This is a genomic window from Solimonas sp. K1W22B-7 (genome assembly GCF_003428335.1).
Classification (GTDB): domain Bacteria; phylum Pseudomonadota; class Gammaproteobacteria; order Nevskiales; family Nevskiaceae; genus Solimonas_A.
Genome location: NZ_CP031704.1, coordinates 2,763,685 through 2,785,412, shown reverse-complemented (window position 1 = coordinate 2,785,412; position 21,728 = coordinate 2,763,685). Strand labels below are relative to the sequence as shown.

General features: G+C 67.4%; 23 protein-coding genes. 15 read left to right on the top strand and 8 right to left on the bottom strand.

The genetic code is table 11. The features are described from left to right. Nucleotides 1-142 precede the first annotated feature (142 nt). From D0B54_RS12670 to D0B54_RS12655, 4 genes are all read left to right on the top strand, one after another. Entirely contained in the window at nucleotides 143-493 is a 351-nt protein-coding gene (locus tag D0B54_RS12670) for an integration host factor subunit beta (RefSeq protein ID WP_117291682.1), read from the top strand. Between the two features lie 2 nt (nucleotides 494-495). Next, a complete protein-coding gene (locus D0B54_RS12665) occupies nucleotides 496-837 on the top strand; it encodes a LapA family protein (protein WP_240433416.1) in 342 nt (113 codons plus the stop codon). Between the two features lies 1 nt (nucleotide 838). Then, on the top strand, nucleotides 839-2,002 hold the full coding sequence (locus D0B54_RS12660; RefSeq protein WP_117291681.1) for a hypothetical protein: 1,164 nt from the start codon (nucleotides 839-841) through the stop codon (nucleotides 2,000-2,002). Between the two features lie 127 nt (nucleotides 2,003-2,129). Continuing rightward, complete coding sequence (locus D0B54_RS12655) at nucleotides 2,130-3,128, top strand: NAD-dependent epimerase/dehydratase family protein (RefSeq protein WP_117291680.1); 999 nt, start codon at nucleotides 2,130-2,132, stop codon at nucleotides 3,126-3,128. A gap of 421 nt (nucleotides 3,129-3,549) precedes the next feature. Here D0B54_RS12655 and D0B54_RS12650 read toward each other — a convergent pair whose 3' ends face one another. The 4 genes from D0B54_RS12650 to D0B54_RS12635 form a co-directional block, all read right to left on the bottom strand. Beyond that, nucleotides 3,550-5,019, bottom strand: coding sequence for a M48 family metalloprotease (locus D0B54_RS12650; RefSeq protein WP_117291679.1), 1,470 nt, complete (start codon nucleotides 5,017-5,019; stop codon nucleotides 3,550-3,552). A gap of 63 nt (nucleotides 5,020-5,082) precedes the next feature. Continuing rightward, nucleotides 5,083-5,973, bottom strand: coding sequence for an archaetidylserine decarboxylase (asd, locus tag D0B54_RS12645; protein ID WP_117291678.1), 891 nt, complete (start codon nucleotides 5,971-5,973; stop codon nucleotides 5,083-5,085). Beyond that, a complete protein-coding gene (locus D0B54_RS12640; RefSeq protein WP_117291677.1) occupies nucleotides 5,970-6,389 on the bottom strand; it encodes a copper chaperone PCu(A)C in 420 nt (139 codons plus the stop codon). Before D0B54_RS12640 ends, asd (D0B54_RS12645) begins: the two co-directional genes overlap by 4 nt. Continuing rightward, nucleotides 6,386-7,009 (bottom strand): SCO family protein, encoded by a 624-nt coding sequence (locus D0B54_RS12635; RefSeq protein WP_117291676.1) that lies wholly within the window; start codon nucleotides 7,007-7,009, stop codon nucleotides 6,386-6,388. The genes D0B54_RS12640 and D0B54_RS12635 overlap by 4 nt, the downstream gene beginning before the upstream one ends. Before the next feature lie 83 nt (nucleotides 7,010-7,092). On the opposite strand from D0B54_RS12635, the gene prmB reads away from it, so the two are divergent. From prmB to D0B54_RS12610, 5 genes are all read left to right on the top strand, one after another. Continuing rightward, nucleotides 7,093-8,001 (top strand): 50S ribosomal protein L3 N(5)-glutamine methyltransferase, encoded by a 909-nt coding sequence (prmB, locus tag D0B54_RS12630; RefSeq protein ID WP_117291675.1) that lies wholly within the window; start codon nucleotides 7,093-7,095, stop codon nucleotides 7,999-8,001. Between the two features lie 64 nt (nucleotides 8,002-8,065). Continuing rightward, nucleotides 8,066-9,157 carry a chorismate synthase gene (gene aroC, locus D0B54_RS12625; protein ID WP_117291674.1) on the top strand — a complete coding sequence of 364 codons (1,092 nt, stop codon included), beginning with the start codon at nucleotides 8,066-8,068 and terminating at the stop codon, nucleotides 9,155-9,157. Between the two features lie 230 nt (nucleotides 9,158-9,387). Then, complete coding sequence (locus tag D0B54_RS12620; RefSeq protein ID WP_117291673.1) at nucleotides 9,388-9,618, top strand: hypothetical protein; 231 nt, start codon at nucleotides 9,388-9,390, stop codon at nucleotides 9,616-9,618. Beyond that, nucleotides 9,618-10,925 (top strand): hypothetical protein, encoded by a 1,308-nt coding sequence (locus tag D0B54_RS12615; protein ID WP_117291672.1) that lies wholly within the window; start codon nucleotides 9,618-9,620, stop codon nucleotides 10,923-10,925. The genes D0B54_RS12620 and D0B54_RS12615 overlap by 1 nt, the downstream gene beginning before the upstream one ends. Nucleotides 10,926-11,020: 95 nt before the next feature. Next, on the top strand, nucleotides 11,021-12,169 hold the full coding sequence (locus tag D0B54_RS12610; RefSeq protein ID WP_117291671.1) for an MFS transporter: 1,149 nt from the start codon (nucleotides 11,021-11,023) through the stop codon (nucleotides 12,167-12,169). Here D0B54_RS12610 and D0B54_RS12605 read toward each other — a convergent pair. Beyond that, a complete protein-coding gene (locus tag D0B54_RS12605; RefSeq protein WP_117291670.1) occupies nucleotides 12,166-12,531 on the bottom strand; it encodes a hypothetical protein in 366 nt (121 codons plus the stop codon). The two genes, D0B54_RS12610 and D0B54_RS12605, sit on opposite strands and share 4 nt — an antisense overlap. A 98-nt stretch (nucleotides 12,532-12,629) precedes the next feature. Between D0B54_RS12605 and D0B54_RS12600 the strand changes: the two genes are divergently transcribed. Continuing rightward, nucleotides 12,630-13,256 (top strand): glutathione S-transferase family protein, encoded by a 627-nt coding sequence (locus D0B54_RS12600; RefSeq protein WP_117291669.1) that lies wholly within the window; start codon nucleotides 12,630-12,632, stop codon nucleotides 13,254-13,256. 10 nt (nucleotides 13,257-13,266) lie between these two features. Here D0B54_RS12600 and D0B54_RS12595 read toward each other — a convergent pair whose 3' ends face one another. The 3 genes from D0B54_RS12595 to D0B54_RS12585 all read right to left on the bottom strand — a co-directional run bounded on the left by D0B54_RS12595 (nucleotide 13,267) and on the right by D0B54_RS12585 (nucleotide 16,581). Then, the gene (locus D0B54_RS12595; protein WP_117291668.1) at nucleotides 13,267-13,647 is read right to left on the bottom strand and encodes a hypothetical protein; all 381 of its coding nucleotides are present in this window, start codon (nucleotides 13,645-13,647) and stop codon (nucleotides 13,267-13,269) included. A gap of 133 nt (nucleotides 13,648-13,780) precedes the next feature. Beyond that, complete coding sequence (locus D0B54_RS12590; protein ID WP_117291667.1) at nucleotides 13,781-15,601, bottom strand: acyl-CoA dehydrogenase C-terminal domain-containing protein; 1,821 nt, start codon at nucleotides 15,599-15,601, stop codon at nucleotides 13,781-13,783. Between the two features lie 116 nt (nucleotides 15,602-15,717). After that, nucleotides 15,718-16,581, bottom strand: coding sequence for a LysR family transcriptional regulator (locus tag D0B54_RS12585; RefSeq protein WP_117291666.1), 864 nt, complete (start codon nucleotides 16,579-16,581; stop codon nucleotides 15,718-15,720). 117 nt (nucleotides 16,582-16,698) lie between these two features. Here D0B54_RS12585 and leuC point away from each other — a divergent pair, with 117 nt between their 5' ends. The 5 genes from leuC to asd (D0B54_RS12560) all read left to right on the top strand — a co-directional run bounded on the left by leuC (nucleotide 16,699) and on the right by asd (D0B54_RS12560) (nucleotide 21,716). Next, nucleotides 16,699-18,102 (top strand): 3-isopropylmalate dehydratase large subunit, encoded by a 1,404-nt coding sequence (gene leuC, locus D0B54_RS12580; protein ID WP_117291665.1) that lies wholly within the window; start codon nucleotides 16,699-16,701, stop codon nucleotides 18,100-18,102. Between the two features lie 9 nt (nucleotides 18,103-18,111). Further along, the gene (locus D0B54_RS12575) at nucleotides 18,112-18,729 is read left to right on the top strand and encodes a GNAT family N-acetyltransferase (RefSeq protein WP_117291664.1); all 618 of its coding nucleotides are present in this window, start codon (nucleotides 18,112-18,114) and stop codon (nucleotides 18,727-18,729) included. An 11-nt stretch (nucleotides 18,730-18,740) separates the two neighbouring features. Then, nucleotides 18,741-19,379 (top strand): 3-isopropylmalate dehydratase small subunit, encoded by a 639-nt coding sequence (gene leuD, locus D0B54_RS12570; protein WP_117291663.1) that lies wholly within the window; start codon nucleotides 18,741-18,743, stop codon nucleotides 19,377-19,379. Between the two features lie 118 nt (nucleotides 19,380-19,497). After that, a complete protein-coding gene (leuB, locus tag D0B54_RS12565; protein ID WP_117291662.1) occupies nucleotides 19,498-20,574 on the top strand; it encodes a 3-isopropylmalate dehydrogenase in 1,077 nt (358 codons plus the stop codon). Between the two features lie 29 nt (nucleotides 20,575-20,603). Continuing rightward, nucleotides 20,604-21,716, top strand: a complete 1,113-nt coding sequence (gene asd / locus D0B54_RS12560) for an aspartate-semialdehyde dehydrogenase (protein WP_117291661.1) — start codon at nucleotides 20,604-20,606, stop codon at nucleotides 21,714-21,716. Nucleotides 21,717-21,728 lie beyond the last annotated feature (12 nt).

The following is a 21,728-nucleotide window of genomic DNA, read 5'->3' as shown; positions in this document are numbered from 1 at the left end:
CTCCATGCGTTGCCCTACCTCGGGCATCCATGCCCTCGCCCTCCTCTCCCGCAGGCGGGCGAGGGGAGAAAAGCGGGGTACTCTTGCACGCATTGTTTTTTTTCTATAAGGTTCAATCAATTAGAACGAATCCATGAGCCCTATGACCAAGTCCGAATTGATCGAGCGGCTGGCTGCCAAGCAGACCCACCTGATGCAGAAGGATGTGGAGCTGGCGGTCAAACTGGTGCTGGACCAGATCAGCATGGCGCTGGCGAAGGACGACCGCGTCGAAATCCGCGGCTTCGGCAGTTTCGCGCTGCATCACCGCCCGGCACGCGTCGGGCGCAACCCCAAGACCGGTGAGCCGGTGGAGATTCCGCCGAAGCGGGTGCCGCATTTCAAGCCCGGCAAGGAAATGCGCGAGCGCGTCAATGCCAACGCCCAGGCCGAGTTCGAGGCCGAGGCGGCTGCCGCCGCCGCGGCGAAGGCCGCAGCGGCTGGCCAGGGCTGATCGTGGCCTTCAAGCCGCCGGCTTCGCTGGTTTTCTTCGTGGTGATCCTGCCGGTCTTCGTGATCGGCACCGTGATCGGTTTCTTCAATAGCCAGAAGGTCGAGTTCAACTACCTGATCGGCATGGTCGAGCTGCCGCTGATCGCGCTGCTGATCGCCGAGTTCGTGCTGGTGGCGTTGCTGACGCTGGCCGCCAGCTTTGTCCGCGTGTTCGGTCTCAAGTCTGAAATCCGCCGCCTGCGCAAGCAGTTGCGCGACAGCGAGACGGAACTGCGCAATCTGCGTGCGCTGTCCGCGCCGCCCGCACCGGTCGCCCCGCTCTCGGCGCTGCCCAAGGTTCCCTGACGTGATCGATGCCCTGTTCTCCTGGCTGCTGCTGCCGCTGGGATTCGCCCTCGGCTGGGCCTTCTCGCGCGACTACCCGCACCAGGGCCGCGCCATCACGCCGGAGAAGCTCGGCGGCCTGGTGACCCACCTGGTCAGCGACAACCCCGATGAGACCCTGGCGGCGCTCAGCGAAGCCGCCGAGATGGACAGCTCCGCCGCCGAGATGCACCTGACGCTGGGCAACCTGTTCCGCAAGCGCGGCGAGGTGGACCGCGCCCTGCATATCCATGAAAACCTGCTGGCGCGTCCCGACCTGCCGCCGGAGCTGCGCAACCAGACCCGCCTGGAGCTGGCGCAGGACTACCACAAGGCTGGCCTGATGGACCGTGCCGAGGAGATCTCGCTGGCGCTGGCCGCCGAGGGACACTACGCGGTGCAGTCGCTGGAGCTGGTGCGCACGATCTACGAGCAGGGCCGCGACTGGGAGCAGGCGATCGCGATCTCGCGCCGCATCGAGTCCGCCAAGGGCGAGTCCAAACGTGCCGTGATCGCGCAGTACTACTGCGAGCTGTCCGACGAGGCCAAGGCGCGCAAGGATGCCCCCGCGGCGCTGGAGCTGGCCGGAAAGGCCGCCAAGGAGGATCCGGCCTGCATCCGCGCGCAGCTGCAGCTGGGTGCCTTGCAGGAAGCCGCCGGGGAGGCGGACGACGCGACCCGGCACTACCGCCTGGCCTTCGAGCACGATCCACGCTTTCTGCCGGAAGTGATCGAGCCGCTGCGCCGCTGCTCCGAAAAGACCGGCGATGTCGACGGCTACCTGCTGTTCCTGAAGGATGCCAAGGAGATGTCGCCCAGCAGCCTGCCGATCCTGGCCGAGGCGCACCTGATGCGCCAGGAAGGGCTGGAGGTGGTCGACCACCTGGCCCAGGGCCTGGAGACCCGTCCGGGGCGCGCCGTGCTGGCCGAGTTCCTGGAGGTGCTGGAGCACCAGCCGGGCGTGGTCGCGGCGGGCCTGGACAAGCCGGCGGCGAGCCTGCGCAGCGCCATCCGCAAGCTCATGGAAACCACGCCGCGCTACCGCTGCAGCCACTGCGGCTTCAGCCCGCGCCAGCTGTTCTGGCAATGCCCCAGCTGCAAGCAGTGGGCGACGACCACGCCGATCGACGACGTGCTGAAGTCCTGACGGCAGCGTCAGATTACTCGAAGTACACCGCCTATCCCGCTAATCGACCAAGCGTTTTTGACGGACCCTGCGAGTTCTGTCAACGTTCGGGGATTACGATAGTCCAACAGGACACGGAGGAGAGCGGATGGCAAGGACGGCATTCGTTACCGGTGCGACGGGCTTCGTCGGATTCAACCTGGTCGAGGAACTGATCGACCAGGGCTGGGACGTGATCGCCCTGCATCGGCCGCAGTCCGATGTCTCCCTGCTGGAGCGCTATCCGCAGATCGGGCGCGTCACCGGCGACATCACCGACTCCCGCAGCCTCAAGAACATCGTGCCGCGCCACGTCGACTGCGTGTTCCACGTCGCCGGCAATACCAGCCTGTGGTCGCGCTCCCATGCCGAGCAGATCAAGGTCAACGTGCGCGGCACCCGCAACATGGTGCGCGCCTCGCTGGATGCCGGGGTCAAGCGCTTCGTCCACACCTCCAGCGTCGTCGCCTACGGCCTGCACGGCGGCATCGTCACCGAGGACACGCCAACCCGCGGCAGCGCCGCGCCGGTCAACTACATCCGCAGCAAGGCGCTGGCCGAGCGCGAGATCCACAAGGGCATCGCCAACGGACTGCAGGGGGTGATCATCAATCCCTCCAACATCCTCGGCCGCTACGACACCGCCAACTGGTCGCGCATGTTCCGCCTGATCCAGCAGGGCCGCTTGCCGGGCGTGCCCGCCGGCGGCGGCAGCTTCTGCCACGCCCGCGAGGTGGCGCGTGCCCACGTCGCTGCAGCCGAGCGCGGCGCGGTGGCGCAGAACTACCTGCTGGGCGGAGCGCAGTCGAGCTACCTGGGCCTGGCGCGAGATGTCAGCCGCATCATGGGGCTGCGCCGCCGTTTCTATCTGCTGCATCCGCGGCTGATGCATGGCTACGCCAAGCTCGAAGAAGTCTTTGCGCCGCTGTTCCGGCGCGAGCCGGAGATCACCGCCGAGACGGTGGTGCTGCTGTCGCAGAACATCTACTGCAGCAGCCGCAAGGCGCAGAACGAACTGGGCTACAAGCCGCAGCAGATGGACGCGATGCTGAAGGATTGCTACGACTGGATGCTGGGCGCGGGGTTGTTGAAGAAAGCGCCGCACTGATCTTAGTTGTTTCTTTGGGCTGCAACTCATATCAACCCGTTCATCCCGAGTGCCGCGTAGCGGTGTATCGAGGGACGCGCTTCTTGTCTCCCTCTCCCCGTTTACGGGGAGAGGGTTGGCGAGGGCATGAACGTACCCTTGTATCGACGCCCCGCTCACGCGGGGTGCCCCGCCCAGTGGTCGGTCGCTGAGGGGTCGGACACACAGGCCATCCATGGCCTGCGTGTCCTCGGCCGGACATCCTGTCCGGCTCGACCCCTGCGCCCGACCCCTGTGCGGGCGCCGCTACGAGGGAACCCGGAGCATCAAAGGCATTCGCCTTGCTCACCAAGACTTCGGAAGAGGAATCGGCTTCGGGTTGCGCTGAATATCTCTTAAGCTTGGCAAACAAAAAGCCCCTCACTCGAGGGGCTTTTTGTTTTCACATCCTGTCCCGCTGCTCCCTCGGCGGCCGCCAGTTCTCCGGCAGCGTATCGCGCACTTCCTGCCGCTTCGCCGCCAGGCGCGCGCGTTCCTGCGGCGTCAGGTCGGGCAGGCGCAGGCCGGCGTCGAGCTGGGCGATGGCGTTGCCGGCGTCGCCGCGCATGAACAGGTAGATGGCGCTCTGGTAGGAGGCCTCGGGCAGGTTGTCGAGGTCGCGCGCGGCTTGCGCCAGGAGGTTGTGGGCTTCCTGCTGCGTGCCCAGGACCTGTTCGCGCGTGATCAGCAGCTGGCGCGCCTCGGCGGGCTTGCCGGCGGTCATCATCGCGTCGGCGTATTCCAGCAGGGCCGGTGCGTAGCGCGGGTAGATCTGGGTGCTGCGCGCCAGGGTCGACAGGGCGGCGTCGTTCTTGTGCTGCAGCAGCTGGATGCGTGCCTGCAGCAGGTTGATGTTGACCTGGCGCGGGTACTTTTCCAGCAGCGGCGCCAGCACCGCGGCGGCACTGTCGGCCTGGCCCTGTACCGACTGCGCCAGCGCCAGGCCGTAGCGGTTGGTCGGCGTGTCGTGGCCGGCGGCCAGTTCGTTGCTGTAGTGGTCCATCGCCTCGCTGGGGCGCTCGGCCGACAGCACGCGGGCGCGGGCCTGCATCAGGCCGAATTCCAGCGATTCCTTGGGAGATACCTTGGGCATCTCGGCGGCGCGGGAGCGGGCCTCGGCGATGCGGTTGGTGGTCAGGGGATGGGTGCGCAGGATCTCCGGCAGGCCGCTGCCATAGAGACGCGACTGCTGCTCCAGCTTGGAGAAGAAGCCGCTCATGCCGTTGGGGTCGAAGCCGGCGCGCGCCATGGTCTGGATGCCGATGCGGTCGGCTTCCAGTTCATGCGCGCGGGTGTAGTTGACCTGGCGCTGGTAGTTCATCGCCTGGCCGACCGACAGCGCGCCGATCACCACGTCGGGGTCGGCGGAGCCGGCGATGATGGCGGCGATCACCGCCAGCCAGGTGGCGACCGTCGCCGCCTGGGTGTCTTCCTGGGTGCGCGCGATGTGGCGTTGGGTGACGTGCGCCAGTTCGTGGCCGAGCACGCCGGCCACTTCGCTTTCGTTGCTGGCCGCCAGCATCAGGCCGGCATTGACGCCGATGTAGCCGCCGGGCAGGGCGAAGGCGTTGATGCGCGGATCGCGGATGATGAAGAAGGTCAGGTTGGGCGGCTTGGTCTGGCTGGCCGAGGCCAGCTTCCAGCCCAGCGTCGAGACATAGTCCGCCAGCTCCGGGTCTTCCAGCATGTAGTTGGCGCCGTAAAGCTGCGCCACGACCCTGCCGCCGAGGGTCTTTTCCTCGATGGGCGACAGCGAATTGTCCGCCGGCTCGCCGATCTGCGGCAGGTCCAGCGCCGCCGGCGACTCCGCCTGGGTACTGGCGGCGACGAGCATCACGGCGGCGGTGAGGCAGGCAAGGAGCGGCTTTTTCATGCGGCGGGCGGGTACCGGAATATGGCGGCGGTAGCGGCTTAGAGGAGGGCGGCCGGGTTTGGTTCAGGCCCGGAACTTGGCGATGCGCTGGCCCATGCGCAGGGGATTGCCGGGTGTCATCACCCGGTCCCATTCCACCATGCCGGGCGGGGTCAGCAGGATCACCGTGGAGCCCATGTTGAAGCGGCCCATTTCGTCGCCGCGGCGCAGTTCCACCGGGTGGATCGGGCGGAACTGCTCGACCGCGCCGCGCTTGTGCGGCGGGGTGACGCGGCCGGCCCAGACGGTCTCCATGGAGCCGACGAACAGCGCGCCGACCATGACCAGGGCAAAGGGGCCGCGGTCGGTGTCGAACACCGCGCAGACGCGCTCGTTGCGGGCGAACACGCCGGGCATGGCGCGGACGGTGGCCGGGTTGACGCTGAACAGGCGGCCCGGCACGTAGACCCAGTGGCGCAGCGTGCCGGTCAGCGGCATGTGGATGCGGTGGTAGTTGTTGGGCGCCAGGTAGATGGTGGTGAAGCGGCCGCCCTCGAAGGGCGCGGCCAGTTCCGCGTCGCCGCCCAGCAGTTCCTGCGCCGAGTATTCGTGGCCCTTGGCCTGGAAGATGCGGTCGCCGACGATTTCGCCGGCCTGGCTGACGGTGCCATCCACCGGGCTCAGCAGCGCCTGCGGGCTGGGGTCGAGCACGCGCGCGCCGGGCCGCAGGCCGCGGGTGAAGAAGTCGTTGAAGCTCTCGTACTGCTCGACCTGGCTGCGGTCGTTCTCCGCCAGGCTGATCCGGTACAGGCTCATGAACTGGCGGATGAAGAGGTTCTTGAAGCTGCGCTGGCGGATGCGCGTGACCAGGTAGATCAGCCAGGACAGGAAGCGCGTGGGCAATGCCAGCTGCAGCCGGGCAAAGTTCAGATCGCCCATGCTGGCGTCGGTTTCGGGCTTGCCGGTGAGTTTCATGGTTGGGCTCGTACGGTGAATTCGGCGCGGGGCTGATGGGCGCCGCAATGCAGGGTGATGGTGGCACGATCGCCGGCGCGCAGCGGCCTTTGTGCGCGGAACAGCATCAGGTGATAACCGCCCGGCTGCAACAGGGCATGGCCGCCCGCGGGGGCTTCCACCACCTGGTCGCGCAGCATGCGCGACATGCCGTCTTCCACGGCGCTGCGATGGATCTCGATGGCGCCGAAATCCGGGCTGGCGGCGCCGTCGCAGCGCACGGCTTCGGCCAGGCCGTTGTCCAGTCGCAGGTAACCGGCCATGGGGCCATCGGCCGGGGCCTCGCGAATCCAGCCGTCGGCGATGCGCAGTTCCCCCGGCGCGCGCTGGCAGGCCGCCAGCGCGGACAGCAGCAGCAGGCAGGCGAGGCGACTCAAGGGGCTTTCCCGGTCAGCGGCCTGAGATCGGCGACCAGCTTGGGCAGCTCGAAAGGCGGGGTCAGGTAGGCCACGACCTGAGCCTGCGGATTGAGCAGGATCATCGCGGCGGAATGATCCATCTGGTAGCTCTCGGGCGTGGCGCCCGGCACCTTGGCGTAGGCGATGCCCAGCGCACGGGCGACCTCGGCGAGCTGCGGCTCGGCCACGGTGGCACCGACGAAGGATGGGTCGAACTGGGCAACGTAGCTTTTCAGGCGTTGCGGGGTGTCGCGTTCCGGATCCACCGACAGGAACACCACGCGCAGGGCCGAGTCCGGGCCCAGGCTGGCCTTGACCTGCTTGAGCAGGGCCAGGGTCGTCGGGCAGACGTCGGGGCAGTAGGTGAAGCCGGGGAACAGCAGGGTCCAGCTGCCGGCCAGGCGGGCGGCCGTGAGGGCCTGGCCGTCCTGGTCGGTGAGCGTGAAGGCGGGCAGGGCGCGCGGCTGCGGCAGCAGGATGCCGGACTGCAGTCCGGCGCTGCCGCGCGGCTGCATCAGGGTGACGGCAGCCACCACGCCCAGGACGGCGGCGAGGGCGGCGATCATGCCGTAGAGGACCGGTTTGTGAGCGTTGGCCATGATTTCAGGGTGTTATGAGTTCGGCGGCGCTGCCGCCGCGTATAATTCGCGACTTCCCAAGATTATCCCACAGCCCGCCGCCCATGCCTTCCCCGACCCAGACTTCCGTGCTGCGCAGCGTGCGCGACCTCGTGCGCTGGGGGGCGAGCCAGTTCAAGGCCGGCGGCCTGCATTTCGGGCACGGTACGGACAACGCGCTGGACGAGGCGTTCCACCTGGTGCTGCACGCCCTGCACCTGCCGCCCGACCTGCCGGCCCTGTACCTGGAAGCGGCGGTGACCGACACCGAGCGCGCCGCCGTGATCAAGCTGCTGCAGCAGCGCATCAAGACGCGCCAGCCGGCCGCCTACCTGATCGGCGAAATCCAGTTCTGTGGCTTGCCGTTCACCGTGGACGAGCGCGTGCTGGTGCCGCGTTCGCCGATCGCCGAGATGATCGAGCGTCGTTTCGCGCCCTGGCTGCAGCATGAGCCGCAGACGATCCTCGATCTCTGCGCCGGCAGCGGCTGCATCGGCATCGCCGCCGCCCACGCCTTCCCGGACGCCCGGGTGGACCTGGCCGAGCTGTCGCCCGGCGCGCTGGCGGTGTGCCGCCTGAACATCGAGCGCCACGACTGCGGCGAGCAGGTGCGGGCGCTGAAGTCCGACCTGTTCTCCGGCCTGGGCGAGACACGCTACGACCTGATCGTCAGCAACCCGCCCTACGTGCCGGTGGCGGAGTGGAAGGCACTGCCCGAGGAATTCCACCAGGAGCCGCGCATGGCGCTGGCCGCCGGCAAGGACGGCATGGACCTGGTCGCGCGCATCCTGGCCGAGGCACCCGCGCGCCTGGTCGAGGGCGGCTGGCTGGTCTGCGAAGTCGGCGGCAGCGTGCCCGAGTTCGAGGCCCGCTGGCCGCGGCTGCCGGTGACCTGGGTGGAGTTCGAACGCGGCGGCGACGGCGTGTTCATCATTTCAAAAGAAGACCTGGAGTCCGCGAATGAACGCAAATGAACGCAAATGGATGACTGCTTCGATTTGCGTTCATTCGCGTTCATTTGCGGACTGAGAAATTTTTATGTCTGGCAATACCATCGGCAAGCTGTTCTGCGTGACCTCCTTCGGCGAGAGCCACGGTGCCGGCATCGGCTGCGTGGTCGATGGCTGCCCGCCGGGCCTGGAGCTGAGCGAGGCCGACATCCAGCCGGAGCTGGACCGCCGCAAGCCGGGCACCAGCAAGTTCGTCACCCAGCGCAAGGAAGAGGACAAGGTCGAGATCCTCTCCGGCGTGTTCGAGGGCAAGACCACCGGTACGCCGATCGCATTGCTGATCCGCAACACCGACCAGCGCTCCTACGACTACGAGAAGATCAAGCAGGTATTCCGCCCCAACCACGCGGACTACGCCTACGTGCAGAAGTACGGCATCCGCGACCATCGCGGCGGCGGTCGCTCCTCCGCGCGCGAGACCGCGGTGCGTGTCGCCGCCGGTGCCATCGCCAAGAAGTACCTGAAGCAGCGCCTGGGCATCCAGATCCGTGGCTGCACCGAGCAGGTCGGTCCCATCCATTGCGAGATCCGCGACTGGTCCGCCGTGGGCAGCAACCCGTTCTTCTGCGCCGACCCCGACAAGATCCCGCAGCTGGAGACCCTGGTCGAAGGCCTGCGCGGCGAGGGCGATTCCGTTGGCGCCAAGCTTTACGTCGAGGCCACCGGCGTGCCGCCGGGCCTGGGCGAGCCGGTCTATGACCGCCTCGACGCCGAACTGGCCTACGCGCTGATGTCGATCAACGCCGTGAAGGGTGTGGAGATCGGCGACGGCATGCGCGTGGCCGGCATGCGCGGCACCGAGCACCGCGATGAGATGACCCCGCAGGGCTTCCTCGGCAATCACTCGGGCGGCGTCGCCGGCGGCATCTCCACCGGCCAGACGATCTACGCGCGCTACGCCATCAAGCCCACTTCGAGCATCACCACGCCGGGCAAGTCCATCGACCAGGACGGCAACGCCGTGGACATGCGCACCACCGGCCGCCACGACCCCTGCGTCGGCCTGCGCGCCACGCCGATCGCCGAGGCGATGATGGCCCTGGTGCTGATGGATCACTTCCTGCGCAACCGCGCGCAGAACGCCGACGTGGTGCCGGATACGCCGCGGATTCCAGGTTGAAAATCCGCGGGTAGCGCCGTTCGTGCTGAGCCTGTCGAAGCATGAATGGCCCGCACCGGCGGTCAGCTGTCGCCGCCCGCACTTCGACAGGCTCAGTGCGAACGGCGACTTCCGGCTGTGGTTTCCTACTGGCGTCCGCGCCGCCATCGCTGTCCCCAGCGCCAAGGCCGCCATTCGCAAGCCGGTGGCATGATCCCGGTCATTCGCAGAAGAACGAGATCAGGAGAAGCATGTCCACCGAAGCCCCGCAGCAGCGCCTCGCCGAGACGCTGGACCGCCCCGCCGCCGAATTCCAGGCCTTTGCCGCCTTGCAGCCGGCGCAGCTGGACCTGCTCGCCGAATCGATCCTGCAGACCCAGCAGCGCCAGCGCGAAGCCCTGGCCAAGGCCATCGAGGACGCCCTGGGCCACATCCCGATGCTGCTGCGCGGCCCGGTCAAGAAAGTGCTGGGGATCAAGTAATGTCCACGCTCGAAGTCCGCGCCGAGATCATCAAGCTGGCCCGCGTGCTGGGTCTGAAGCCGGAACAGCTGGAGTTCCTCAACCACACGCCGGCCGGCGACATCCGCCACCTGCGCGAGACCACCCATGAGTACCTGTTCAACCGCGGCCGCTCGCTGTTCCAGCGCCTGGCCATGGCCACCAAGCTGCTGCCCGGCAAGCTCACCGCCTTCATCGGGCAGAAGGTGTTCGCGCCGGTGTTCATCGCGCGCATCGCCGGCGAGATGCCGACCGATCGCGCGGTGGAGATCGCCCAGCGCATGGAGATTCCGTTCCTGGCCGACGTCACGCTGGAGCTGGATCCGCGCCGCGTCGGCGACATCATCCGCCAGATGCCGGTGGAGATCGTGCGCAACGTGGCGCTGGAGCTGATCCGGCGCCGTGAGTACATCACCATGGGCCTGTTCGTCGGCTACCTCACGGACCAGGCCATCAAGCAGGTGATGGCGGCGATCACCGACGAGGAGCACCTGCTGCGCGTCGGCCTGTTCATCGAGGCCAAGGACCAGGTGCCGAAGCTGATGCGCCTGGTGCCCGACGAGCGCTTCCCGCGCTTCCTGAAGCTGGCGCAGGACGAGAGCAAGAATCTCTGGGCCGAAGCGCTGTCGCTGATGGCCTACGCCGACACCGGGATGATGCGCAAGCTCGGCGACATGATGGCGGACGAAGGCGACGCGGCGCTGACCCGCCTGCTGGAACGCAGCCATGCACAGGACCTCTGGGGCGCGATCCTGCCGGTGATCGCGCAGATGAGCCCGGACAAGCAGTCGCGCCTGGTGCACCTGGATGCCCTGGCCGACCCTGAGGTACTCAAGAGCCTGTTCCGCACGGCCGAAGAGGACAATCTCTGGCGCCTGATGCTGCCGCTGGTGGCCGGCATGAGCACCGGCGAGATGGCGGCGACGGCGCAGGCCGCCAACCCGGACAAGCTGCTGCGCCTGTTCCGCGCCGCCGAGCAGGCCCACCTGGTGCCGAAGCTGCTGGCCCTGGTCGACCAGTTCAGCGCCGAGGAACGCTCCTGGATGGCGACCATCGCCGCCGCCATGCCGGCTGAACTGCAGGAGCGCTTCGCCGAGGAAGTGGACCAGGCCGGGCTGTGGGAGCCGCTGTTCGAGGTGGCCCGCGCCATCCCGCAGGAGGGCCGTGCGGCGCTGGCCGGTACCGTGCAGCGCATTGCCGCCAAGCGCCCGGAGCTGGTGACGAAGCTGGCGGACCTGGCCGAAGCCCGCGGCCTGGGCGACCTGGTGGCGGCGGCCCGGGCCGCGTGAACGGCCTGGCGATGCAGGCGGGGCTGCAAATGGGGTGAGTTCGGCTGCGCGGCGCGGCGCTACAATGCGCCGCCCGCCATGCCTGCCGCCCGAACATGAGTGCCCACGTACCCGCCAAGCGACTGGCGGGTTTTTACTTCTGGTACTTCGCCGCGATCGGCACCCTGGTCCCGTTCACGGGCCTGTTCCTGCAGGAGCGTGGCGCGACGCCGGCACAGATCGGTGCCATCGGCGGCATCCTCGCCCTGACCCGCATCGTTTCGCCCTATCTCTGGGGGCACTACGCCGACCGTGATGGCCGCCGCATGGCGGCGATCCGCATCACCCTGGGCGGCGGGATGCTGGCCTTTGCCGCGCTGCAGTTCGCGCCGGGCTTCGCCCCGCTGGCACTGTGCTTCTTCCTCTACGGCATGTTCAACAACGGCACCATGCCGCAGTTCGAGGCCGTGACCTTCAACCATCTCGGCGCCAACGCCGACCGCTACGGCCGCATCCGCCTCTGGGGCTCCATCGGCTTCGTCGTCGCCGTGCTGGCCATGGGCCCGGTGTTCGAGCGCCTGGGCGTGCATTCCATGCCGCTGTGGGTGGCGGGCCTGTTCGCGCTGTGCTGGCTGACCGGCCTGCGCATCCCGGAGGCCTTCGCGCCGGCAGGCGAGGGCCAGGCAGCTTCCATCCTGGGGGTGCTCCGGCGACCCGCCGTGATCGCCTTGCTGGCCGCCTGCCTGCTGTCGCAGGTCAGCTTCGGGCCCTACTACAACTTCTTCAGCATCTGGCTGAAGGACCACGGCTACAGCAAGAGCGTGATCGGCTTCCTGTGGGCCTTCGGCGTGGTGGCGGAGGTGGGCATCTTCTTCGTGATGCATCGCCTGCGGCGCTTCTGGAGCCTGCGCAGCATGATGCTGTGGGCGCTGGCCGGCACTTCGCTGCGCTGGTTCCTGCAGATGACCTTCGTCGACAACCTGCCGTGGATGACCGTGGTGCAGGCCCTGCATGCGGTCAGTTTCGGGCTCTACCACTTCGCCGCCGTGAGCCTGGTGCAGCAATTGTTCCCGGGCGCGCTGCAGGGGCGCGGGCAGGCGATCTACACCGGGCTGAGCTACGGCGTCGGCGGCGCCATCGGCGGTTTCGGCAGCGGCCTGCTGTGGGAAGCGATGCCGCCGGACTACCTCTGGCTGCTGTCCGGCGGCGTGGCGCTGCTGGCCTGGGCGATCGCTTGGCGCGGGCTGAAAGGCGTGGAAATCTAGGCTGCGGCCAGATCGCTTTCGCGGCGCTGCCGCGGCTCGCTGCCGGCGCCGCGGCGGCGCTGGCGCAGGCGCTGCAGCATCCAGTCCTCCTGCCAGTGCTTCCACAGCGGGTCGCGCTGGCCGTGCAGCTGGATGCCGCCGTCGATCGTCAGGCGGTAGCGTTCGTGCCCCTCGCGCTGATAGCGCTTGAGCCAGCCCTTCTCGCAAAACGTGCCGAGTGCCACCGCCAGGTCGCGCTGGCGCAGGCCGGTGCGGCGCCAGACCAGATCCAGTACCTGCGGCGAGTAGTCGTCGGTATAGCGCAGCGGGCCGCTGAGCTGGCGGGCGAGGGCGAGGGTCAGGATGGTCGGGCTGATGCGCATCTTCTGCTCCGGTGGAGGCCATTCGAAGATACGGCTGCAGGCGCGGCCCCGGTAGGGACAAAATATCGCTACGCTCGGTGCACAACAGGGGACGGTTCATGTTGAAGGTCTACGGCGACATCTATTCCGGCAACTGCTACAAGCTCAAGCTGCTGATGACCCAGCTCGGCCTGCCGCATGCCTGGGTGCACATGGACATCCTGAAGAAGGAGACCCGCACCGCGGAATTCCTGGCGCGCAATCCCAACGGCCGGGTGCCGGTGCTGGAGCTGCCGGGCGGCGTGTTCCTGCCCGAGTCCAATGCCATCCTGCACTACCTCGCCGAGGGATCGCCGCTGCTGCCGCGCGACCGCCTGGAGCATGCCCAGGTGCTGCAATGGATGTTCTTCGAGCAGTACAGCCACGAGCCCTACATCGCCACCTCGCGCTACATCATCCGCTACCTCGGCCGGCCGCCGGAGCAGGAGGCACGGCTGCTGGAGCGGGTGGCCGGCGGCCGCGCCGCGCTGGCGGTGATGGAGCAGCACCTGCAGCGCCACGACTGGTTCGTCGGCGGTACCTACACCATTGCGGACATCGCGCTCTACGCCTACAGCCACGTCGCCCACGAGGGCGGCTTCGACCTGGCACCGTACCCGGCGCTGCGCGCCTGGCTGGCGCGCGTGGCCTCGCAGCCGGGCTACGCCGGCATGGACGAATTCGACGCGGCGATCCAGGCCGGCTGAACGCCGGGCCTCAATGCTGGGCCAGGCCGATCGGCATCGGGTCGGCGTCGCGGCGGTTGCTGCCATCCTTCGACGGATAGCGGCCGCGCATGCGCAGCTGGCCGAGGGTGCGGTCGTCGCGCCAGCGGGTCCAGGGGAACCAGCGCGATTCGGCGATGGCCTGCTCGCCGGCCGCGGTCACGCGGTAGCTGGCCTCCTGCTCGTCGCCATGCAGCTCCATGTAGCCCTCGCCGACGCAGTAGCGCAGCAGCTCGCGCAGGTCTTCCTGGCGCAGGCCGGTGGTGCGCCAGGACGCCGAGAGCAGCGTCCAGGAGTAGTCGTGGGCATAGGCCAGCTGGCCGGTGGTGAGGCTGGCGAGTGCGGCAAGCAGCGTGCTGCGGCGGATTTCCATGGCGTGGGCCCTCCAATCATCGTGATCGGGTCAGCGGCAGGGCCTTGGCGGCGCGAATAGAGAAAACAGCGGGTGTGGCTGTGGAAACGAAAAAGGGCGCCGTCAGGCGCCCTTTTTCGTGCAGCTTGCCCGCTTATTCGAACACGAAGCTCTCGACCGGCATGCGCAGCATCGACTTGCTGGGCTTGGTCATCGAGTGGGCGTGGCCCTTGGCGCGCGGCAGGATGTGGTCGAAGTAGAACTTCGCCGTGGCGATCTTGGCCTTGTAGAAAGCCTTCTCCTCGGCGCCGTTGCCCTGCGCCAGCTTCTGGCTGGCGACTGCGGCCTGCACGGCCCAGAAGTAGGCCATGGTGACGTAGCCCGAGTACATCAGGAAGTGATGGCTGGCGGCGCTGACCACCTCGCGGTCCTGGCGCGCCATCAGCATGATGCGCATGGTCAGCACGTTCCACTGCGCGGCGTAGCGCGCGAGGTCGGTGGCGAAACCGCGCAGCTTGCCGTTGGTCATGTGGTCCAGCGCGAACTTGCCGATCATGCCGGTGAATTCGCGCACGGCCTTGCCGCGGGTCTGCAGCAGCACCTTGCGGCCGAGCAGGTCCAGCGCCTGGATGCCGGTGGTGCCTTCATACAGCGTGGCGATGCGCGCGTCGCGGGCGATCTGCTCCATGCCGTGTTCCTTGATGTAGCCGTGGCCGCCGAACACCTGCATGCCCAGGTTCGCCGCTTCCAGGCCCATCTCGGTCAGGAAACCCTTGAGGATCGGGGTGAAGAAGCCGAGCTTGTCGTCCCACAGCTTGTACTTGGCGTCGTCGTTTTCGATGATGCCGTTGGTCATGTGGTCGGCGAGCTGCGCGGCGAAGTAGATCATCGCGCGGCCACCCTCGGCGAAGGCCTTCTGCGTCAGCAGCATGCGGCGCACGTCGGCGTGGTGGATCAGGGCGTCGGCGACCTTGTCCGGCTCCTGCTTGCCGCGCAGGGCGCGCATCGAGCGGCGGTCCTTGGCATAGGCCAGGGCGCCCTGGAAGGAGGCCTCGGCGTGCGCGATGCCCTGCACGGCGGTGCCGATGCGGGCGGTGTTCATGAAGGTGAACATCGCTTCCAGGCCCTTGTTGGGCTGGGCGATCATGTAGCCGGTGGACTGCTCGAAGTTGATCACGGCCGTGGCGGAGGCCTTGATGCCCATCTTGTGCTCGAGCGCGCTGCACACCACGTTGTTGGCCTCACCGACGCTGCCGTCGGCGTTCACCTGCATCTTCGGCACGATGAACAGCGAGATGCCCCTGGTGCCCGCAGGCGCATCCGGCAGGCGCGCCAGCACGATGTGGACGATGTTCTCGGTCAGGTCGTGGTCGCCGGCGGAGATGAAGATCTTGGTGCCGGTGATCTTGTAGCTGCCGTCGGGCTGCGGCTCCGCCTTCGTCTTCACCTGCCCGAGGTCCGTGCCGCATTGCGGCTCGGTCAGGCACATGGTGCCGGTCCAGCGGCCTTCCGTCATCGGCGGCATGTAGAGGTTCTTCAACTCTTCCGAGGCATGCTGCATGACGGTGTTCATGGCACCCAGCGACAGGCCCGGGTACATGGTGAACGACCAGTTGGCCGTGCCCATCATTTCGGACTTGAGCAGGCCCAGCGACATCGGCATGCCCTGGCCGCCGTACTCGGCGGGATGCGACAGGCCCTGCCAGCCGCCCTGCACGAACTGCTCGTAGGCCTCCTTGAAGCCCTTGGGCGTGGTGACCTTGCCGTTGCTGAGGCGGCAGCCTTCCTCGTCGCCGGAGAGGTTCAGCGGCGCCAGGACTTCCTCGCAGAACTTGGCGGCTTCGCCGAGGATCGCGTCGACGGTCTCCGGGTCGGCATCCTTGCCGTTGGAGAGGCCGGCATAGTGAGCGGGGTAGTCGAACACCTCGTTCATCAGGAAGCGCATGTCGCGCAGCGGGGCTTTGTAGGCAGGCATGGCGGGTCACCGGGCTAAATAAGTGGGCGTATTTTTACCCCGGTTGACTCCAGAGACATTGGCCGCAGGAACAGTAAACAGCTGTTCAAGGGGCCATACGGCGCCGTATGTCGGAATCAGCGGGCCAGGCAATTGAGCAGGGCCAGGCCGGCCCCCGACAGGGTGCGCCGCTCATGCCAGACCGCCCCCAGCTCGCGATGCAGGGCCAGCTGCGGGATCGGCAGGCGGCGGATGCTGCCGTCGATCATCGAATCCGGCAGCACGCTCCAGCCCAGGCCGATGCCGACCAGCATCTTGAGGGTCTCCAGGTAGTTGGTGGCCAGTCTGATCCTGGGCGTGAGGCCGTGCGCCTGCAGCGCGCGGGTGACGATGCGGTGGGTGTAGGTGGCCTCGTCGGGCAGTACCGCCGGGTGCCCCGCCAGATCCTGCAACTGTGCCTGGGCGCGGTCCAGCAGCGGATGGCCCGGCGCCACCACCACCGACAGGGGATCGTCCCAGACCGCGCGCTGCTGCAATTGCGGCAGGGGCTGGGTCGGCAGGGTGACGATGCCCAGTTCCAGCTTGCCGGCCAGCACGGCCTGGCAGGCCACCTCGGAGTCCATGAAATGGATGTCCAGGTCCACCTCCGGGTACTGCTGGGTGAAGGCGCGCAGCACCGGCGGCAGGCGATGCAGGCCGATGTGATGGCTGGTGCCGATCGACAGGCGCCCGGTCACCTTGTCGTGCAGGTGCGACAGTGCTCTTCGTCCATCTTCAAGGTCTTGCAGCACTTTCTTCGCGTAAGGGAGCAGGGTCCGCCCGGCGTCGGTCAGGCTCACCTGGCGCCCCACGCGGTCGAACAGCGACTGGCCGATCTGCTCCTCCAGCGCGGTGATGCGTTTGCTCACCGCCGGCTGCGACAAATGCAGGGCCTCGGCGGCCTGGGTGAAGGAACTGCTGTCGGCCACGGCGATGAAAGCGGTGAGGTTCTGGGTGTCCATCGTCGGATTCCTTTGGGGAATGGACTATATAAGAACGATTCATTGGAGTTATCAATGCCCCGGGCCTAGAATCCGCGCCATTCGCAAGACCAAGCACCGGGAAAAGAGGGTCCAGCCATGGCAAAAACCTTGTACGACAAGATATGGGACGCACACGTGGTCGCCGACAACGGCGACGGCTCCGCGCTGATCTACATCGACCGCCACCTGGTGCATGAAGTCACCAGCCCGCAGGCTTTCGACGGCCTGCGCCTGAACGGCCGCAAGCCCTGGCGCCTGTCGGCCAACCTGGCGGTGGCCGACCACAACGTGCCGACCACCCCGGACCGTGCGCAGGGCATCAAGGACCCGATCTCGCGTGCGCAGGTCGACGCGCTGGACGCCAACTGCGCGGAGTTCGGCGTCACCGAGTTCCGCATGAACGACCACCGCCAGGGCATCGTCCACGTGATCGGCCCGGAGCAGGGCGCGACCCTGCCGGGCATGACCGTGGTCTGCGGCGACTCGCACACCTCCACACATGGCGCCTTCGGTGCGCTGGCCTTCGGCATCGGCACCTCCGAGGTCGAGCACACGCTGGCGACGCAGACCCTGGTGCTGAAGCAGTCCAAGGCCATGCTGATCCGCGTCAGCGGCCAGGTCGGCCCGGGTGTCACCGCCAAGGACATCACGCTGGCGATCATCGGCCGCATCGGCACCGCCGGCGGCACCGGCTATGTCGTCGAGTACGCCGGTGAGGCGATCGAGGACCTGTCGATGGAAGGCCGCATGACCCTGTGCAACATGGCGATCGAAGGCGGCGCGCGCGCCGGCCTGGTCGCGGTGGACGACAAGACCATCGCCTATGTGAAGGGCCGCCCCTATGCGCCGAAGCCGGAGCAGTGGGACGCCGCCGTGGCCAACTGGCAGCAGTTGCGCAGCGACCCGGGCGCCAAGTTCGACGCCGTGGTGGAGCTGGATGCCAAGGCGATCGAGCCGCAGGTCACCTGGGGCACCTCGCCCGAGATGGTGGGCCCGGTGTCGGCGCGCGTGCCCGATCCGGCGCAGGAAGTCGATCCGGTCAAGCGCAGCGGCATGGAGAAGGCGCTGGCCTACATGGGCCTGAGCGCCAACACCCCGATCGAAGAGATCAGCATCGACAAGGTGTTCATCGGCTCCTGCACCAACTCGCGCATCGAGGACCTGCGTGCCGCCGCGGCGGTCGTGAAGGGCAAGCGCAAGGCCGCGAACGTGATGCTGGCGATGGTCGTGCCGGGCTCGGGCCTGGTGAAGTCGCAGGCCGAGAGCGAGGGGCTGGACAAAATCTTCACCGACGCCGGCTTCGAATGGCGCGAGCCGGGCTGCTCAATGTGCCTGGCGATGAACTCCGACCGGCTGGAGCCGGGCGAGCGCTGCGCTTCGACCAGCAACCGCAATTTCGAAGGACGCCAGGGGCAGGGTGGCCGTACCCACCTGGTGAGCCCGGCGATGGCGGCGGCGGCGGGTATCGCCGGCCACTTCGTCGACGTGCGCGCACTGTAGGGAGCCGACATGCCCCTGGGTTTCAGGCCGGCGAAGGCGGAGGACGCGGCGGCGGCGGCAGCGCTGGTCTACAGCGCCGGCCCCGAGGCCTTCGATTACATGCTGCGCGCGGCCGGCAAGGAGGCGCTGGATTTCCTGCGCTATGCCTTCGCCGACGGCGCCGGCTTCCAGGGCCATCGCAATCACTGGGTGGCGGAGCGCGACGGGCGCGTGGTCGGTGCCGGCGCGTTCTACGGCATGGGCGACGAGACGAAGCTGACGCTGGGCCTGGTTCGCCAGGTGTTCTCGTTCTACCCGCTGCTGGCGGCCTTCGGCGTGATCCGCCGGGCGCTGGAACTGGCGCCGATGATGAAGCCGCTGACGCCGGACATGCTGTACGTGGCGAACTTCGGCGTGGCGCCGGACTGCCGCGGCCAGGGCATCGGCGCGCGCATGCTGAACTTCCAGATGGCCGAGGCGCGCAAGCGCGGCTTCGGCGTCTATGCGCTGGACGTGGCGGTGACCAACCCGCGCGCCCAGAAGCTGTACGAGGGTGTTGGTTTCAGATTCGTGCGCGAGCGCCGCTTCCGCGGCGACCGCAACCGCTCCCCGGTACCGGATTGCCGGCGCCTGGAAATGAAGTTGTAAGGAAGAGAGACATGAAGGCATTTACGCAGGTCAGCTCCAAGGTCATGCCGCTGGACCGTCCCAACGTGGACACCGACGCGATCATCCCGAAGCAGTATCTGAAGTCGATCCGGCGCACCGGCTTCGGCCCGTTCCTGTTCGACGACTGGCGCTACCTCGACCCGGGCACGCTGGAAGTGGACCCGGCGACGCGCCGGCCGAACGCGGAGTTCGTGCTCAACGATCCGAAGCATGCCGGTTCGCAGATCCTGATCGCGCGCGACAACTTCGGCTGCGGCTCCTCGCGCGAGCACGCGGTGTGGGCACTGGACGACTACGGCTTCCGCGCCGTGATCGCGCCGAGCTACGCCGACATCTTCTTCTCCAACTGCTTCAAGAACGGCGTGCTGCCGGTGGTGCTGAAGCCCGAGGAAGTGCAGGCGATCTTCGAGATTGTGGCGGCGGACTCCGCCGCGCAGCTCACCGTCGACCTGCCGGCGCAGGAAGTGCGCCTGTCCGACGGCCGCGTGTTCAAGTTCCAGATCAACCCGCACCACAAGCACAACCTGGTCAACGGCCTGGACGAGATCGGCCTGACGCTGCAGCAGGGCGACGCGATCAAGGCCTACGAGGCGAAGCGCCGCGCCGAAGCTCCGTGGCTGTTTAACTGAGAAAAATCTTAGTCCGCAAATAAACGCGAATGAACGCAAATCAAGATATGCCAATTCTTGTATTCGCGTTCATTTGCGTTCATTCGCGGACAGCATTTCTTATTTCTGGACGATATCAATGAACAAGAAGATCCTGATTCTCCCCGGCGACTACATCGGCGCCGAGATCATGGTGGAAGCCGTGAAGGTGCTGGAGCTGTTCAAGGCCGAGGGCGAGAAGATCGAGTGGTCCTTCGGCCATCTCGGCGGCGCTGCTTATGACGCGGAGGGCCACCCGTATCCGCCGTCCACCCAGAAGGCCGCGCGCGAGGCCGATGCGATCCTTATGGGCGCCGTCGGCGGCCCGAAGTACGACAGCCTGCCGCGCGCCGTGCGCCCGGAGCAGGGCATCCTCGGCATCCGCAAGGACCTCGGCCTGTTCGCCAACCTGCGCCCCGCGCTGGCCTATGAAGAACTGGCCGCGGCCTCCTCGTTCAAGCCGGAGGTCATCGCCGGCCTGGACATCCTGATCCTGCGCGAGCTGACCGGCGACATCTACTTCGGCCAGCCGCGCGGCCGCCGCACGAACGCGGACGGCGCCGAGGAAGGCTACGACACCATGCACTACAGCCGTCCGGAGGTGGAGCGCATCGCGCACGTCGCCTTCCAGGCCGCGCAGAAGCGCAACAAGCGCCTGTGCTCGGTGGACAAGGAGAACGTGCTGGAGACCTCACGCCTGTGGCGTGAGGTGGTGATCGAGGTCGGCAAGCAGTACCCCGACGTCGCGCTGACGCACATGTACGTCGACAACGCCGCGATGCAGCTGGTCAAGAACCCCAAGCAGTTCGACGTGATCGTCACCGGCAACATCTTCGGCGACATCCTGTCGGACGAGGCCTCGATGCTGGCCGGCTCCATCGGCATGCTGCCCTCGGCCTCGCTGGACGTGAACAACAAGGGCCTGTACGAGCCGATCCACGGCAGCGCGCCGGACATCGCAGGGCAGGGCAAGGCCAACCCGCTGGCGACGCTGCTGTCGGTGGGCATGATGTTCCGCTACACATTCAGCCGCGCCGACCTGGCCGACCGCATCGACGCGGCGGTGAAGAAGGTGCTGCAGGCGGGTCACCGCACCGGCGACATCGCGCAGCCGGGCGAGAAGATCATCGGTACTGCAGCGATGGGCGACGCGGTGGTTGCGGCGCTGCGCAAGTAATCACGAAGAATTCTGGAAGAGTTAGTGACATGAAGAAGCTGGGTATGGTGGGTTGGCGCGGCATGGTCGGTTCCGTGCTGATGCAGCGCATGCAGGAAGAGAACGACTTCGCGCTGGTGGAGTCGCATTTCTTCAGCACCTCGAGCGCCGGCGGCCCCGGCCCCAAGGTCGGCGGCAAGGACACTCCGCCGCTGAAGGATGCCAACAGCATCGACGCGCTCAGGGCGATGGACGTGATCATCACCTGCCAGGGTGGCGACTACACCAACGAGGTCTACCCGAAGCTGCGTGCCAGCGGCTGGGACGGCTACTGGATCGACGCGGCCTCGGCGCTGCGCATGAAGGACGACGCCGTCATCATCCTGGACCCGGTCAACCGCGGCGTGATCGACGCGGCGCTGGGCCAGGGCGTGAAGAACTACATCGGCGGCAACTGCACCAACAGCATCCTGCTGATGGGCGTGGGCGGGCTGTTCCGTGAAGGCCTGGTCGAGTGGGTCAGTTCCATGACCTACCAGGCGGCCTCCGGCGGCGGCGCCAACCACATGCGCGAGCTGCTCAAGGGCATGGGCACCATCCACGCCGCGGTGGCCGATGAGTTGGCGACCCCGGCCTCGGCGATCCTCGACATCGACCGCAAGGTCGCGCAGTCGATCCGCAACGACGTGCCCACCGAGTTCTTCGGTGCGCCGCTGGCCGGCGGCCTGATTCCCTGGATCGACTCGCAGCTCGAGAACGGCCAGTCCAAGGAAGAGTGGAAGGGGCAGGCCGAGGTCAACAAGATCCTCGGCAATGCCCAGCCGATCCCGGTGGACGGCCTCTGCGTGCGTATCGGCGCGATGCGCTGCCATAGCCTGGCGCTGACGCTGAAGCTCAAGCGCGACCTGCCGCTGGCGGAGATCGAGGCCATCATCCGCTCCGGCAACGACTGGGTGAAGTGGGTGCCCAACGACAAGCCGGTCACGGTCAGGGAACTGACCCCGGCCTCGATCACCGGCGGCCTCAAGGTGGGTGTGGGCCGCGTGCGCAAGCTCAACCTCGGGCCCGAGTACGTCTCCGCCTTCGTCATCGGCGACCAGCTGCTGTGGGGCGCGGCCGAGCCGCTGCGTCGCATGCTGCGGATCGTGCTCGGCAAGCTCTGAGCTAAAAGCCCC

What these genes read in the sequence shown, in the direction of transcription:
- D0B54_RS12670 (WP_117291682.1), top strand. Translation starts at nt 143, where the DNA reads ATGACCAAGTCCGAATTGATCGAGCGGCTGGCTGCCAAGCAGACCCAC.
- D0B54_RS12655 (WP_117291680.1), top strand. Translation starts at nt 2,130, where the DNA reads ATGGCAAGGACGGCATTCGTTACCGGTGCGACGGGCTTCGTCGGATTC.
- D0B54_RS12650 (WP_117291679.1), bottom strand. Translation starts at nt 5,019, where the DNA reads ATGAAAAAGCCGCTCCTTGCCTGCCTCACCGCCGCCGTGATGCTCGTC.
- asd (WP_117291678.1), bottom strand. Translation starts at nt 5,973, where the DNA reads ATGAAACTCACCGGCAAGCCCGAAACCGACGCCAGCATGGGCGATCTG.
- D0B54_RS12635 (WP_117291676.1), bottom strand. Translation starts at nt 7,009, where the DNA reads ATGGCCAACGCTCACAAACCGGTCCTCTACGGCATGATCGCCGCCCTC.
- prmB (WP_117291675.1), top strand. Translation starts at nt 7,093, where the DNA reads ATGCCTTCCCCGACCCAGACTTCCGTGCTGCGCAGCGTGCGCGACCTC.
- aroC (WP_117291674.1), top strand. Translation starts at nt 8,066, where the DNA reads ATGTCTGGCAATACCATCGGCAAGCTGTTCTGCGTGACCTCCTTCGGC.
- D0B54_RS12620 (WP_117291673.1), top strand. Translation starts at nt 9,388, where the DNA reads ATGTCCACCGAAGCCCCGCAGCAGCGCCTCGCCGAGACGCTGGACCGC.
- D0B54_RS12615 (WP_117291672.1), top strand. Translation starts at nt 9,618, where the DNA reads ATGTCCACGCTCGAAGTCCGCGCCGAGATCATCAAGCTGGCCCGCGTG.
- D0B54_RS12610 (WP_117291671.1), top strand. Translation starts at nt 11,021, where the DNA reads ATGAGTGCCCACGTACCCGCCAAGCGACTGGCGGGTTTTTACTTCTGG.
- D0B54_RS12605 (WP_117291670.1), bottom strand. Translation starts at nt 12,531, where the DNA reads ATGCGCATCAGCCCGACCATCCTGACCCTCGCCCTCGCCCGCCAGCTC.
- D0B54_RS12600 (WP_117291669.1), top strand. Translation starts at nt 12,630, where the DNA reads ATGTTGAAGGTCTACGGCGACATCTATTCCGGCAACTGCTACAAGCTC.
- D0B54_RS12595 (WP_117291668.1), bottom strand. Translation starts at nt 13,647, where the DNA reads ATGGAAATCCGCCGCAGCACGCTGCTTGCCGCACTCGCCAGCCTCACC.
- D0B54_RS12590 (WP_117291667.1), bottom strand. Translation starts at nt 15,601, where the DNA reads ATGCCTGCCTACAAAGCCCCGCTGCGCGACATGCGCTTCCTGATGAAC.
- D0B54_RS12585 (WP_117291666.1), bottom strand. Translation starts at nt 16,581, where the DNA reads ATGGACACCCAGAACCTCACCGCTTTCATCGCCGTGGCCGACAGCAGT.
- leuC (WP_117291665.1), top strand. Translation starts at nt 16,699, where the DNA reads ATGGCAAAAACCTTGTACGACAAGATATGGGACGCACACGTGGTCGCC.
- D0B54_RS12575 (WP_117291664.1), top strand. Translation starts at nt 18,112, where the DNA reads ATGCCCCTGGGTTTCAGGCCGGCGAAGGCGGAGGACGCGGCGGCGGCG.
- leuD (WP_117291663.1), top strand. Translation starts at nt 18,741, where the DNA reads ATGAAGGCATTTACGCAGGTCAGCTCCAAGGTCATGCCGCTGGACCGT.
- leuB (WP_117291662.1), top strand. Translation starts at nt 19,498, where the DNA reads ATGAACAAGAAGATCCTGATTCTCCCCGGCGACTACATCGGCGCCGAG.
- asd (WP_117291661.1), top strand. Translation starts at nt 20,604, where the DNA reads ATGAAGAAGCTGGGTATGGTGGGTTGGCGCGGCATGGTCGGTTCCGTG.